The 14,212-nt window shown below is 74.6% G+C and carries 11 protein-coding genes; 1 reads left to right on the forward strand and 10 read right to left on the reverse strand.

Annotated elements, in window-relative coordinates:
• Positions 1-3: 3 nt before the first annotated feature.
• From Sdia_RS01455 to Sdia_RS01480, 6 genes are all read right to left on the reverse strand, one after another.
• On the reverse strand, positions 4-981 hold the full coding sequence (locus tag Sdia_RS01455; protein ID WP_189500465.1) for an ABC transporter substrate-binding protein: 978 nt from the start codon (positions 979-981) through the stop codon (positions 4-6).
• Between the two features lies 1 nt (position 982).
• On the reverse strand, positions 983-2,977 hold the full coding sequence (locus Sdia_RS01460) for an ABC transporter permease (protein WP_115069771.1): 1,995 nt from the start codon (positions 2,975-2,977) through the stop codon (positions 983-985).
• Positions 2,977-4,104: a quaternary amine ABC transporter ATP-binding protein gene (locus Sdia_RS01465; RefSeq protein ID WP_100452423.1), complete on the reverse strand. Its 1,128-nt coding sequence runs from the start codon at positions 4,102-4,104 to the stop codon at positions 2,977-2,979. The genes Sdia_RS01460 and Sdia_RS01465 overlap by 1 nt, the downstream gene beginning before the upstream one ends.
• On the reverse strand, positions 4,101-5,618 hold the full coding sequence (locus Sdia_RS01470) for a GMC family oxidoreductase (RefSeq protein WP_100452422.1): 1,518 nt from the start codon (positions 5,616-5,618) through the stop codon (positions 4,101-4,103). The genes Sdia_RS01465 and Sdia_RS01470 overlap by 4 nt, the downstream gene beginning before the upstream one ends.
• Before the next feature lie 166 nt (positions 5,619-5,784).
• Entirely contained in the window at positions 5,785-7,287 is a 1,503-nt protein-coding gene (locus Sdia_RS01475) for an aldehyde dehydrogenase family protein (protein WP_124287241.1), read from the reverse strand.
• Positions 7,288-7,841: 554 nt separating this feature from the next.
• Complete coding sequence (locus tag Sdia_RS01480) at positions 7,842-8,159, reverse strand: hypothetical protein (protein ID WP_100452420.1); 318 nt, start codon at positions 8,157-8,159, stop codon at positions 7,842-7,844.
• Between the two features lie 355 nt (positions 8,160-8,514).
• On the opposite strand from Sdia_RS01480, the gene Sdia_RS01485 reads away from it, so the two are divergent.
• Entirely contained in the window at positions 8,515-9,303 is a 789-nt protein-coding gene (locus Sdia_RS01485) for a hypothetical protein (protein WP_189399918.1), read from the forward strand.
• 166 nt (positions 9,304-9,469) lie between these two features.
• Here the strand turns inward: Sdia_RS01485 and Sdia_RS01490 are convergent, their stop codons facing one another.
• From Sdia_RS01490 to Sdia_RS01505, 4 genes are all read right to left on the reverse strand, one after another.
• Positions 9,470-10,459, reverse strand: a complete 990-nt coding sequence (locus Sdia_RS01490) for a malate dehydrogenase (protein WP_100452418.1) — start codon at positions 10,457-10,459, stop codon at positions 9,470-9,472.
• Positions 10,460-10,898: 439 nt separating this feature from the next.
• Positions 10,899-11,972: a helix-turn-helix domain-containing protein gene (locus tag Sdia_RS01495; protein ID WP_100452417.1), complete on the reverse strand. Its 1,074-nt coding sequence runs from the start codon at positions 11,970-11,972 to the stop codon at positions 10,899-10,901.
• 494 nt (positions 11,973-12,466) lie between these two features.
• Positions 12,467-13,318, reverse strand: a complete 852-nt coding sequence (locus Sdia_RS01500) for a helix-turn-helix domain-containing protein (protein WP_100452416.1) — start codon at positions 13,316-13,318, stop codon at positions 12,467-12,469.
• Positions 13,315-14,127, reverse strand: a complete 813-nt coding sequence (locus tag Sdia_RS01505; RefSeq protein WP_189500464.1) for a helix-turn-helix domain-containing protein — start codon at positions 14,125-14,127, stop codon at positions 13,315-13,317. Before Sdia_RS01505 ends, Sdia_RS01500 begins: the two co-directional genes overlap by 4 nt.
• Between the last annotated feature and the right edge of the window lie 85 nt (positions 14,128-14,212).

The raw sequence follows: 14,212 nt of genomic DNA on the forward strand, positions 1-14,212 counted from the left end.
CCGCTACGGCAGCCATGCCTTCCAGGTGGACTCGTTGGCCTCGACCCACTTCTCGGCGGCCTCCTGCGGGTCCATCTTCCGGTCGGCGATCCACAGGGAGACCTGGTTCTGGTCCTCGGTGGTCCACTCGAAGTTCTTGAGGAACTCCGCGGCCTCGCCGCCGTTCTCCGCGAAGTCCGTGTTCAGGTACTTCTGGAGCGGGGTCTCGGGGTAGGCGCAGGCGACCTTGTCGGGGTCGGCGTCGCAGCCCTCCTCGTACGGGGGCAGTTCCACCTCCGTCATCGGCACCTTCTCGAAGAGCCACTGGGGCTGGTACCAGTAGCTGAGGAAGGGCTTCTCCTCCTTGGCGAACTGCTTGATCTGGGTGATCTGCGCGGCCTCCGAGCCGGCGAAGACCACCTGGTAGTCCAGGTCCAGGTTCTTCACCAGCGCCTTGTCGTTGGTGACGTAGGACGGCGAGCCGTCCATCAGCTGGCCCTTGCCGCCACTCTCGGGGGTGCGGAGCTGGTCGGCGTACTTGTCGAGGTTCTTCCAGTGCGTGACGTCGGGGTGCTTCTCGGCGAAGTACGTCGGGACGAACCAGCCGATGTGGCCGGTGACGCCGACGTCACCGGCGGCGGTGATCGTCTTCTTGTCCTCGACGTACCGCTTCTCCTCCTCCGGGTGGCCCCAGTCCTCCAGGATGGCGTCGACCCGCCCCTGGCTGAGCGCGTCCCAGGCGGGGACCTCGTCGATCTGCACGGTGTCGACGCGGTAGCCGAGTTCGTGCTCCAGCAGGTACTGGGCGACGGCCACGTTGGCCTGTGCGCCCACCCAGGACTGGAGGGAGAGGGTGACGGACTTGCCGTCCCCGGCGTTGGCGTACGGCGACGCCTGCTGGGTCATGTCGGCGGCGCCGCAGCCGGCCACGACGAGCAGGGCGCCGGACGCGGCGAGGGCGGCGGCGGTGCGGGCGGCCCGGCGCGATGGGATCGGCCTCATGTCAGGCCCCCTTCGTCGAGGTGCGGCGTTCGGTGGGCTGGGTGACGCGGTCGAGCGTCAGGCCCAGGCAGACGATCGCGGCGCCGGCGACGAGGCCGACGGCGAGGTCGCCCTGGGCGAGGCCGAACACCACGTCGTAGCCGAGCGCGCCACCGCCGACCAGGCCGCCGATGATGACGACGGCGAGGACCAGGACGACGCCCTGGTTGACGGCGAGCAGCAGCGAGGAGCGGGCCAGCGGCAACTGGACCTGGCGGATCTGCTGACCGCTGGTGGCGCCGAGCGAACGGGCCGACTCCAGCGCTCCGGCGTCGACGCCGCGCAGACCCTGTGTGGTGATGCGGACGACGGCGGGCAGCGCGTAGACCACGGCGGCGGCGACGGCCGGGGCGCGGCCGACGCCGAAGAGGGCGACGACCGGGATCAGGTAGACGAACTGCGGCATGGTCTGGAAGACGTCCAGGACGGGCCGGAGCGCGGCCTCCACGCGGGAGGAGCGGGCGGCGGCGATGCCGGTGGCGAAGCCGAGCACGAGGGTGACGGCGACGGCGGCCAGCACCTGGGAGAGGGTATCGAGCGAGGGCGTCCAGACGCCGAGGACACCGATCGCCGCCATGGCGAGGGTCGCGGTGAGCGCGGTGCGCCAGGTGCCGATGAGCCAGGCGAGGGCGGCGACGATCAGCAGCAGGCCCCACCAGGGCAGCCACTGGAGGCCGTCGCGGACCGGGTCCAGGACCCAGGTGGTGAAGTGTCCGGCCCAGTCGGCGGTGCCGCCGATGAAGGGCACCCCGGAGTAGAGGTGGTCGGTCATCCAGTCGACGGCCCTGTTGACCGGTTCGGCGATGCCGTACGTCCAGGCGGTGGGCCATTCCAGGGCGGAGGCGAACCGGGCGCCGAGTGCCACCGCGAGGGTGACGACGCCGGCCACGGCCCAGCCCGCGGCCGGATTCAGGCCGCCCGTGGGGGCTTCCCCGGCGCCGATGCGGCGGCCCGCGGCGGCGGTGGTGCGGTCCAGGACGACGGCGAGCAGCACGATGGGGATGCCCGCGGCGAGCGCGGCGCCGACGTCGACGGAGGCGAGCGCCTGGTAGACCCGGTCGCCGAGACCGCCCGCGCCGATCACGGAGGCGATCACCGCCATGGACAGGGCCAGCATGATCGTCTGGTTGACGCCGAGCAGCAGCTCCTTGCGGGCCAGCGGCAGGCGGGCGGTGAACAGCCGCTGCCGGGCGGTGGTGCCGAGCGAGGTGACGGCCTCCATGACGCCGGCGTCGGCGCCGCGCAGGCCGAGCGCGGTGAGCCGGGCCATCGGCGGCGCGGCGTAGACCACGGTGGCGAGGACGGCGGCGGGCACGCCGATGCCGAAGACCAGGACGACCGGGAGCAGGTAGGCGAAGGCCGGGAGGACCTGCATGGTGTCGAGGACCGGCCGCAGCAGCCGGAAGACCCGGTCGGAGAGACCGGCGGCGAGACCGAGCAGGGCGCCGAGGATCACCGAGGCGAGCACCGCGACGATCATCAGGGCGAGCGTCTGCATGGTCGGCACCCACATGCCCAGCGCACCGCAGAGCAGGAAGGCGACGGCGGTGCCGGCGGCGAGGCGCACCCCGGCGACGCGCCAGGCGATCAGCCCGGCGGCCACGGTGACCCCGGCCCAGCCGCCCGCGAGCAGCACCAGGTAGACGGCGCGTACGCACAGGACGACGGCGCCGGAGACGTGGCCGAAGAAGTAGAGGAACAGCGGGTGGCTGTCGCGGTTGTCGATGATCCAGTCGCTGGCGGAGCCGAGCGGCCCGGAGACGTCGACGGTGAGCGCCTCGGGCCAGCTCCCCGACGCCCAGCGGGCGTGGGCGAGCGGCACCAGGACGGCGGCGAGGACGGCGAGGGCCAGCAGCTTGGTGAGCGCCGGGTGGCGGCGGGCCAGGCCGAGCGGCCCGGCGCCGGTACTGCCCGGCGGGGCGTCGGTGCCCGCGGCCGGGGCGGTGGTGACGGCCATCAGAGAACCGCCTCCCCCGCCTTCGCGAGCGGTCCGGCGGGGTCCGGGCCGGCGCCCGCCACCACGCCGAGGAGGCGGTGGTGGTCGACGACGCCGAGGCACCGGCCGCCGTCCACGACGCGGGCGGTCTCACCGGTGCGGGCGACGGCCTCGATCGCCTGGGAGACGGTGGCGCCGGGGGCGAGGGCGGGGCCCTGCTCGGCCTCGTCGCCGGTGGCGGGGCGCATCGCGGTGCGCACGGTCAGGACCTGCTCGCGCGGCACGTCGCGGACGAAGTCGCGGACGTAGTCGTCGGCGGGGGAGCCGACGATCTCCTCGGGGGTGCCGAGCTGGACGACGCGGCCGTCACGCATCAGCGCGATGCGGTCGCCCAGGCGCAGCGCCTCGGAGAGGTCGTGGGTGATGAAGACCATGGTGCGGCCCTCGTCCTGGTGGAGCCGCTTGACCTCCTCCTGCATGTCGCGCCGGATCAGCGGGTCGAGCGCGCTGAACGGCTCGTCGAAGAGGAGGACCTCGGGGTCGACGGCGAGGGCGCGGGCGAGGCCGACGCGCTGCTGCTGGCCGCCCGAGAGCTGGCCGGGGCGGCGGTTCTCCAGTCCTTCGAGGCCGACGAGGGCGGCGGTCTCGGCGGCCTTGGCGCGGCGTTCGGCGCGCGGGACGCCCTGGATCTCCAGGCCGTAGGCGACGTTGTCGAGGACGGTTCGGTGGGGCAGCAGGCCGAAGTGCTGGAAGACCATCGCGGCGCGGCGGCGGCGCAGTTGGCGCAGCCGGTTCTTGTCCATGGCACGCACGTCCTCGCCGTCCATGGCGAGTCTGCCGGCGGTGGGTTCGATGAGCCGGGTCAGGCAGCGGACCAGGGTGGACTTGCCGGAGCCGGAGAGGCCCATGACGACGAAGACCTCGCCCTGGCGGACGTCGAAGCTGACGTCGCGGACGGCGGCGGTGCAGCCGGTGGCGGCGCGCAGCTCGACGGGGTCGAGGGCGGCGAGCGCCGGGTCGGCGGGGACCCGCTCGGCCTTCGGGCCGAAGACCTTCCAGAGGTTCTGCACGGAGAAGACGGGGGCGTCCTGGTCCGCGCGGGCGTCCTGCCCCGGCGGCGTACTACTGGCGGTGGTGGCGTCACTCATCGGGCGTCACCGCCCAGCATCTCGGCGCACTTCTCCCCGACCATGAGGACTCCGATCATCGGGTTGACCGCCGGCATCGTCGGGAAGACGGAGGCGTCGGCGACGCGGATGTTGTGCAGGCCGCGGATCTTCAGCTCCGGGGTGACCACGGCGAGTTCGTCGTCCTCGGCGCCCATCCGGCAGGTCCCGGCGGGGTGGTAGACGGTGTGCGCGACCTTGCGGGCGTACTCGCTGAGCGCCTCGTCGTCGACGACCTGGGGGCCGGGGGCGACCTCGCGCTTGAGCCACCCGGCCAGCGGTTCGGTGCGGGCGATGCGCCGGGCGATCTTGATGCCGTCGACCAGGGTCTGGGCGTCGTAGTCGTCCTCGTCGGTGAAGTACCGGAAGTCGAGGGCCGGCTTGACCTCGGGGTCGGCACTGGTCAGGTAGAGGCGGCCGCGGCTGTGCGGCTTGGGGATGTTCGGGGTCATCGACACGCCGTGCTCGGGGCGTTCGTAGCCCAGGCGCTCGGGGTTGTCGGTGAAGGGGATCTGGTAGAAGTGGAACATCAGGTCCGGGCCGCGTCCCTTGGGGTCGCGGCGGACGAAGAGCCCGGCGTCGCTGTCCATCGCCGAGTTCTCGGGTATGGGTCCGTCGGTCTCCCAGACGATGACCGACTCCGGGTGGTCGAGCAGGTTCTCCCCGACGCCCGGCAGGTCGTGGCGGACCTCGATGCCGAGCTTCTCCAGGTCGGCGCGGGGGCCGACACCCGAGTGCAGCAGCAGCCGCGGCGAGTCCACGGCACCGGCGCACAGCAGCACCTCGCGGCCGGCCTCGACCAGGATCTCCTCGCCGTCCTTGGTGCGCACGTGCACACCGGTGGCCCGGTCACCGTCGAAGGCGAGCCGGTACGCCCAGGTCTCCAGCATGATGTCGAGGTTGGGCCGGTCCAGGTACGGGTGGAGGTAGGCCACCGAGGCGGAGGAGCGCTTGTTGTCCTCCGGGTGGTAGGCCAGGTCGAAGAAGCCGACGCCCTCGCTGAACGGCTTCCTGTTGAACCCGTCGACGTGCGGCACGCCGAGCGCGCCCCGCGCGGCGTCGACGAAGTCCCGCGCGATGGCGTTCCGGTCCTTCTCGTCGACCGGCACGATGTTGTTCTTCAGCCGCGCGTAGTACGCCTCCATCTGCACGGCACCCCAGCCCTCGGCGCCCGCCGTCTCCCACTCGTCCCAGTCGGAGGGGAGCGGCTTGAAGGCGATGAGGGTGTTGTGGGAGGAGCAGCCGCCGAGCACCCTGGCGCGGCTGTGCCGGATGTGGCTGTTGCCGCGTGGCTGCTCGGTGGTGGGGTAGTCGTAGTCGAGGTCGCCGCCGAGCAGTCCCATCCAGCGGCGCAGGGTGAGGACGTCCGGCCGGTCGACGTCCGAGGGGCCGCCCTCGATGATCGCGACGGTGGTGTCCGGGTTCTCGGTCAGCCGTGAGGCGATCACCGATCCCGCGGTGCCGCCGCCGATGACGACGTAGTCGTACGTGGGCATGTTGCTCCTCCTTGACCTGCAAGGTGCTGCGCGTGGTGGGGCGTCGCCGCCTGGTGCGGAACGCCTGCGTGCTGCGGGACTTGCGGGGTGGCTCTGCGTGTGGGGGTGGGCGGGTGCCCGTGGGGGGTGGGGCGCCCGGCGGCCCGGACGGCGTCCGGGCCGGGTGTCAGCCGGCGAACCAGCGCACCGGCCTGGGCGCGAGGTTCTGGTAGACGTGCTTGGTCTCGCGGTACTCGGCGAGTCCGGCGGGGCCCAGTTCGCGGCCGGTGCCGGACTTGCCGAAGCCGCCCCATTCGGCCTGCGGCAGGTAGGGGTGGAAGTCGTTGATCCAGACGGTGCCGTGGCGCAGCCGGGCGGCGACGCGGCGGGCACGGCCGGCGTCGGTGGTCCAGACGGCTCCGGCCAGGCCGTACTCGGTGTCGTTGGCGAGTGCGACGGCCTCGTCCTCGGTGGTGAAGGTCTCCACGGTGAGGACCGGTCCGAAGACCTCCTCGCGGACCACCCGCATCTCGCGGTGGCAGCCGTCGAGGACGGTCGGCTCGTAGAAGTAGCCGGTGGCCGGGCGGACCTCGCTGGGCTCGGGCTGCTTGCCTCCGGTGCGCAGCACGGCGCCCTCCTGGAGCGCGGAGGCCACGTACTCCTGGGTCTTCTCCAGCTGGGCCTGGGAGACGAGGGGGCCGCACTCGACGCCCTCCTCGGTGCCCCGGCCAAGGCGGATCCGCCGGGCGCGGCGGGTCAGTTCGTCGACGAAGCGTGTCCGCACCGACTCCTCGACGATCAGCCGCGACCCGGCCGAGCAGACCTGGCCGCTGTGGATGAAGGCGGCGTTCAGGGCCTGGTCGACCGCCGTGTCGAAGCCGTCCTCGGTGGCGCAGGCGTCGGCGAAGACCACGTTCGGGTTCTTGCCGCCCAGTTCCAGCGCGACCTTCTTGACGGAGGCGGCGGCGGCCTGGGCCACCTTGGTGCCGCTGACCAGGCCGCCGGTGAAGGAGACCAGGTCCACGTCGTCGTGGGTGCCGAAGCGGGCGCCGACGGTGTGGCCCGGGCCGGTCACCAGGTTGGCGACGCCCGCGGGCAGGCCCGCCTCGGCGAGCAGCCGGATCAGGGCGACGGTGCTCAGCGGGGTGATCTCACTGGGCTTGAGGACGAAGGTGTTGCCCGCGGCGAGCGCCGGGGCCACCTTCCAACTTGCTTGGAGCAGCGGGTAGTTCCACGGGGTGATGAGACCGCAGACGCCGACCGGCTCGTGCACGACGACGCTGTGCACCTCGTCGGTCCCCGCGTCGACCACACGGCCCGCCCCCTCACCGACGACCAGGTCGGCGAAGTAGCGGAAGGCGTCGGCGACGCAGTCGACGTCGACCCGGCCCTCTTCCAGGGTCTTACCCGCGTCCCGGCTCTCCAGCAGGCCGATCTCCTCGCGGTCGCGGACCAGCAGGTCGGCGACACGGCGCAGCAGGGCGGCCCGCTCGGCGACCGGGGTGCGCGGCCAGGGGCCCTCGTCGAAGGCGCGGCGGGCGGCCGCGACGGCGGCGTCCGCGTCCTCGGTGCCGCCCTCGGCGACCACCGCGAACGGTGTGGCGTCCGACGGGTCGATGATCTCCCGGACGGCCCCCGACGCGGCCGCCCGCCACGTCCCGTCCACGTAAATGGTCTGTTCTGCCGACACGTCGTGTTTGCCTTTCGATCCAAGGGGTGCGCCGCCGTCCACCTGCACGGCAGCGCGATGCACCTGCCCATGGGCCTGCCATCCATGCCGGTTCGCGGGGCATCGTGGGGTGACTCACCGACGCCGCACGGCATACGGCGCCTTAACCGGGCAAACGGGGCCTTACTGCTGGTCATGGGGTGGCGGCGGTCCGTGGCGGTCGGGCGCTTGGGCCCGCGTCGTCGGAGTCGGGCCAAGGGCGGCCGGCCCGTCTTCGGCCTGGGGTCGGGCGACGGCCTCCGGCCGGTCGGCCGGCGCCGGCGCTGACGGCCTCAAGCGGCGGCCGGGCTGTCGCGGGCCCCGGGCCGGTCGGTCCGCCGGCCACTAAGGACCGCGCACACCGGCGGGGCCGGGGGTCGCGGGGCGCGCCGGGATTCCGGCCCGCGCCGTCCGCCCGTGGCGGCGTTCGAGACCCTCGGTGACCGGCGGCCGGGCGGCGCTGGGGCCGAGCGGGGCTCCCCTCCGGTCCCGCCCGGCTGCGGGGCGTGTACCCCGGGAGGTGGCTCGTCCGTGGGTTACGGGGTTTTCCGGGGGCGGAGGAGGGCCACGGCCTCGACGAGGGAGAGAGCGGGTTCGGCCTTGCGCAGGGCCCGTACGGCGGCTACGGAGTCGCGGTCGCCGGTGAAGCCGACGGCGGCCAGGCGCTGGGCGAGCCAGCGCGCGCGCAGGTCGTGCTCGCTGAGGCGGGCGCCACGGGCCACGGCGAGCGCGCGTTCCAGGCCGGGGCGCTCCGCCTCGTCGGCGTCGGCGAAGGCTCGCTCCAGGGCGGCGACGACCTCGTCGGAGTCCTGGACGAATCGCGGCCCGGTCTGGTTCCTAGGTGTTCCCCACATGGTGGTCACCTACCTGAGGCGGCCGGATCTACACCTCAGTTGAGCAAGACCTGAGACTGTCGTCGGCGTCTCGAGGGGACCGGCCGGGGTACCTCCGGCTGTGCCCGCTGCTGTTCCGCCCGGCCTCGGTCATCACGTGCTGCCGGTGAGCGGCGGTGCCGGCGCCCGCAGGGCCCGGCCGCGAGCCGGCCGCGCGCCGGGCGTGGACCGCTCCGCCGCACCTGTGGCACGGCCGGCTCCGGCGCCACGAGGCCGCCGTGGCCGCCGGGGGACGGGTGCCGGCCGCCGCCGATCTGCGCCCCCGCTCCCCCGCTCGTACGCTGGGAGGAGCCGCACCACCGGCGGAGGTGACCCCATGCCCCATCCCATCCGGGCGGCGGCCGCAGCGGCGGCGTCCACCCTGCTCGCGGCGGCCGTGGCGCTGGCGGCGCCCGGCGCGGCGTCCGCCGCCGAGGACGGCCTGAACGGGCTGAGCGCCGAGGAGATCGCCGAGCGTGCCCGTACCGCGTTGCGTGGTGCGGCCTCGCTCCACGTCACGCTGGACCAGGAGCAGTTCGACGGCGGCACGAGCGCCCTGGAGGACCCGGCCGCCGCCGACCTCGCCATGGACGAGGAGGGCCGGTGCGCGGGCACCGTGACCCTGACCCGCGGGCGGGGCGCCGTCGAGCTGGTCAAACGCGGCGAGGAGGTGTGGGTGAGGCCCGACCGCGCCTTCTGGGAGGCACAGCTCCCCGGCGGGCAGGGACGCGCCGCCGCCGACACCCTGCACGGCCGCTACGTCCACGGCACCACGCGGGACGGCGTCCTCGCCGCCGTCACCGAGGCCTGCGACCTGGACTCCCTCAAGGAGGACCTGATCGGCGAGGCCACCCCCGACGAGGGCGCCCGCATGGCCAAGGGCGCCGCGACCACGGCCGCGGCCACCCCGGTGGTCCCGCTGCTGCGCCAGGAGGGCGGCGAACGCGTCACCCTCTACGTGGCCTCCGAGGGCCCGACGCACCTGGTCCAGGCGACCCGCACCTCGGACGCCAAGGAGGAGACGGTCACCGTGACCGGTTACGGCGCTCCGGTGCGCGCCGAGGCCCCGGACGAGCAGGACACGCTGGACCTGACGACCTTGCGCGACCGTCTCGGTCCGCTCTGAGACTGGCCGGAGCCAGGGCCCGCGTACCCGTCGTCCACGCGAAGCAGCCCCCGCCCACCCGGGTCACGGGCGGTCGAGGGCTGCTTCTGGGTCACCGTGACCGCGTGGTCGGTGCGCTCGCGCGGTCACGGGAGACTGCGGCCGGCCGGCCGCCGGGCGGGGTGGCTCAGATGAGGCCCAGGGCGCGGACGGCGTCGCGCTCCTCGGCCAGCTCCTGCACCGAGGCGTCGATGCGGGCGCGGGAGAAGTCGTTGATCTCCAGGCCCTGGACGATCTTGTAGGTGCCGTTCTCGGTGGTGACCGGGAACGAGGAGATGAGGCCCTCGGGGACGCCGTAGGAACCGTCCGACGGGATGCCCATGGAGGTCCAGTCGCCCTCGGCGGTGCCGTTGACCCAGTCGTGGACGTGGTCGATGGCGGCGTTGGCGGCGGAGGCGGCCGAGGAGGCGCCGCGCGCCTCGATGATGGCCGCGCCGCGCTTGGCGACGGTCGGGATGAAGTCGTCGGCCAGCCACTGCTCGTCGCTGACGACCTCGGCGGCGTTCTTGCCGGCGATCTCCGCGTGGAAGATGTCCGGGTACTGGGTCGCCGAGTGGTTGCCCCAGATCGTCAGCTTCTTGATGTCCGAGACCTGCGCGCCGGTCTTCTTGGCCAGCTGCGACAGGGCGCGGTTGTGGTCCAGGCGGGTCATCGCGGTGAAGCGCTCGGCCGGTACGTCCGGGGCGGCGGCCTGGGCGATCAGGGCGTTGGTGTTGGCCGGGTTGCCGACGACCAGGACCTTGATGTCGTCCGCGGCGTGGTCGTTGATGGCCTTGCCCTGGGGCTTGAAGATGCCGCCGTTGGCCTCCAGCAGGTCACCGCGCTCCATGCCCTTGGTGCGGGGGCGGGCACCGACCAGCAGCGCGACGTTGGCGCCGTCGAAGCCGGCGTTCGGGTCGTCGGTGATCTCGATGCCCTGGAGCAGCGGGAAGGCGCAGTCGTCGAGCTCCATGGCGGTGCCCTCAGCGGCCTTGAGGCCCTGCGGGATCTCCAGGAGGCGGAGCCGGACCGGCACGTCCGCGCCGAGCAGGTGGCCGGAGGCGATGCGGAACAGCAGCGCGTAGCCGATCTGGCCGGCCGCGCCGGTGACGGTGACATTCACGGGAGTGCGGGTCATGGCGATCTCCGTTAGACAGCGGGCGGTGGGGCGTACCCCAGGTGCGGTGGACCCACCGGGCCGGGCCCGGGCCGGTCATCCGGCACCCGGGTCGCGCGGCGCTGGATGATCGATCTCTTGGTATCAAGAGAGTTCCGGTGGTCAGGCTATCGCGCTCCCCGGGCGGCGCCAGGTGCGGGTGCTGTGGCGGGTCTCACGTGCGCGCGGGGGTGCTCGTCGGAGTCTCCCGGGCCCGTGTGCCCGGGGCCGCCCCTTGCCGGGCGTGCACCGCCGCGCGCCTCGCCATCCCCTGGCGGGCGGCGGCCGGAGGCTGCCCCTCGGTGGCACGGGCGTACGGCTGGTGACGTTCCGTCGGGCACGGGGCCGGGTCACCCGGGCGGGGCTCCGGCGGGGGCGGGGCCCCGGCACGCCTGCGCCCGGGACCGCGCCCCGGCCGCCGTCACGGAGTCGGGGCCGTGCACCCCGTGGTTCCGGTGACCAGGGTGGCGCAGGCCTTCGCGTCGGCCGGGTCCTCGACGGCGAGCATCGCGGTGTAGGCGTCGAAGGTGGTGGCGACCTTGGCGCTCTCCTGGGCCTCGGTGCCGACGTCGACGGCTATCTCGTCGCCCTCCGCGGCCTGGGTGATGCGGGCCCAGGCGGCCTCGCAGGTCTTGCTGTAGCGGATCTCGACCACCGTGGTGCCGACGGTGGCCGTGGCACTGGTGACCGCCTGCTCGCCCGCGCAGCCCATCTCCTCCGGGTCCTCCCCGGTGCAGTCGGCCCCCGCGCACTTGACGCCCGCGGGAAGCGCCTTGGCCGTCTTGGAGGGCTTGGCGGTCGGTTGCGGGGCGGGCTCGCCGGCGGGGCGCAGGAGGAAGAAGCCGCCCGCGACCAGGGCGAGCGCGGCGACGGCGCCGGTGAGGATCAGCGGCAGGCGTGTGCCCTTGCCCTTGCCGCCCGAGGTGCCGCCCGAGGTGCCTCCCGAAGTGCCGCCGGACGTGCCGCCGGGCGGGGGCCCGGGCGGGACCGGGACGCCGGGCGGGCCCGGCCGGCGGGGCACGGAGGGTGTCGGCGGGGCCTCGCGGACACCCGCCGCCGCACCACCGCGGAAGCCGCGGCCGTCCGCGCCGTCCGCCTTGGCCCGCGACCCGGTCTTGGGGGCCCGGTGTCCGAGGTCGATGCCCTGCGGCGGCGTGAAGTCGCCCAGGGCGGCTCGGGCCTGGGTGATGCGGATGGCCTCCATGGTCATGTCGTGGCGCATCTCGGAGCGGCTCCAGGCGCGTTCCGCCAGCTCCCACATGGTGGTGAGGTGCACCGGGTTGGTGCCGGTCGCCTCGGCCAGGGCGATGATCGCCCGTTTGGGCGCGAGCAGCCGCCCGTTGAGATAACGCTCCCAGGACGTCTTGCTGTAACCGGTGCGGTCCGAGACCGCCGCGATGCTCAGCCCGCTGCGGTCGACCAGCCGGCGCAGCTGCCCCGCGAACTCACGGACCTGCGGATCGAGTTCCTCCGGCAGTGGTTTCCATCGAGCCATGACGTGCCCCCCATTCCCCCCGTACCTGCCCTGCTGCTGCTCCCCGTGCTGCGCGCGGCCTCCCCCGGTGCCGCCCGCTCCACCCTATTTCCCCACGCCCCCGGCGGACCGGGTCCCTCCGGAAGCCGCGGCCGCCGGTCGTGCGGCCGCGGGGCGACCTACCCCGAGGATGCGTCCGGCAAGGATGCCAGTTCCCGGTCACGGGGCGCACGGGTGCACGGATGCATCCGCCGCGCACACCGCACGCCCCGGCGAGGCGTGCCCGCGCGGGACGGGCCCAGTCTCCCACCGGTGGGCCGCCTCTCGGGACGGACGCCGTTACGCGTTGGGAACACCGCCCCGGAACGGTCACTTCCGTGTGACAGCACCCGCGCTGACCTTGAGGTGCTCATGGCGTTCGCCCACTCTGTACCCGGGCGCCCGCCCTCCGACGGGGGAGAGGACGGGCGCCTTCCCCTCCTCCGCCCGGCCGGCGGCCTTCGGCCCCGCGCGGATCAGCGCACGTAGGCGCACTCCTCGCCGCCGTGCACCGGCAGCAGACAGGCCCGCGCACCGGCCGGCGCGCCCTGCTCGGGCAGAGCGGTCATGAGTGTGGCCAGGTACCCCGCGGCCGCCGCCTCGTCCACCGGCCCCGCCGTCCGCGCGGGCGCCCCGGGCAGCCGCAGCACGAACCGGTCCCCCGCCCGCAGCCCGCTGGCCCGCGCCCACAGGGCCCGGCAGTGCCGCCCGTACCGCACCTGGACGCGCCGCCCCTCCGGGGTGCGGTGCTCGGCGAGGGTCTCCACCGCGTCGGCCCGGTCGCAGCCCATCACGCCGGGTGCCCGCCCCTCGCACTCCGGCCCGGTGCAGCCGTGCACGAGCGGCGCCCGCTCCCACGGGCCCACCCCGGGCTCGGACGCGGCGGCGTGCGGGGCGCGTTCGGCGAGCACTCTGACCCCGGCACCCGCTCCGACGGCGACCGCCAGCACCGCACCCGCCACGAGCAGCGGCCACACCCGGCGCCGGCGGGGCCCCGGCCCGGCCACCGGCCCGGCCACCGCACCGGCCGTCGGCCCGGAAGGCTCCGGCGGCCCGGCGGCCGTGCACGCCCCGCGCCCGCTCCACTCGGCGTCGGCCAGTTCCCACAGCGCCAGCACCCGCGCGGGCGGCTCACCGGCCACCTGGCAGAGCGCCACCACGGCGGCCCGCGGCACGGGCTGGGCGCCCGAGAGGTACCGGCCCCAGGACGACTTGCTGTACGCGGTGGCGGCGGCGAGCCCGGCCAGGCTGCGGCCGGACCGCTCACGCAGGGACCGCAGTTCGTCCAGGACGCGGCGGCACTCCGCGGGCATCACGTCACCGGTCATCGGCGCAGCTCACCCCAGGTGTCCGGGCCCACGACGCCGTCCACCGGGATACGCCGGTCGGCCTGGAGGCGCCGGACCGCCGCCTGGACGGCCGGCCTGTACAGGCCGTCGGAACTGCCGGGGTCGAACCCGTGGTGGCGCAACAGGCACTGCGCCTCGACGACGTGCCAGCCGGCGCTGTTGATGTCGAGGTAGGCGGCGCGTTCCCGGCTGTGGCCCGCGTGCAGCAGGCCGCCGGCGCGGCGCACCTCGCAGGGGTGCTCCGTACCGCGCCGCCAGCGCGCCCCGTCCGGCCGCACCAGGTCGGGGCCCTCCACGCCTCCGGGCCCGGCCGCGACCCGCGTCCCCGGGCCGGAGACCAGCCCGGTGGTCAGCCCCGCCGCGAAGCCCAGCGCCAGCGCCCCCACGAGGAGCGCGGCGGCCACCACCGTGCGCCGCCGCCCGCCCGGCAGTCCCGGCGGCTCGGGGTGCTCCCCCGCCGAGGAGCGGCCGGCGGGGCCGGAGTCGGCGCCCGGCTGGGCGGTACCGGTGCTGTGCCCGTCGGCGGCCCGGTGCTCGGTCGCCACCTCGTGCAGGGCGAGCAGCCGCGTCGGGTCGACCCCGCAAACCTCCGCGAGCCCGATGACGGCGGCGCGCGGGACGGGGGCGCGCCCGCCGAGGTACCGGTCCCACGACGACCGGCTGTACCCGGTACGCGCGCCCAGCGCGGCCAGGCTGAGTCCGCTGTGGTCCTTCAGCCTCCGCAGTTGTACGACGAGCTGCCGCTCACGCCGGTCGAGCCCAGCGGGCAGTTCCGCCCAACGTGCCATGTGTGCCGCCCCTGTCACCCGCTCCGCCCGCCGACGCCCCTCACCGGCGGTCGCCTTCCGGGCGAAGCATTGCGGAGAAACTCCG

Source organism: Streptomyces diastaticus subsp. diastaticus (genome assembly GCF_011170125.1).
GTDB lineage: Bacteria > Actinomycetota > Actinomycetes > Streptomycetales > Streptomycetaceae > Streptomyces > Streptomyces diastaticus.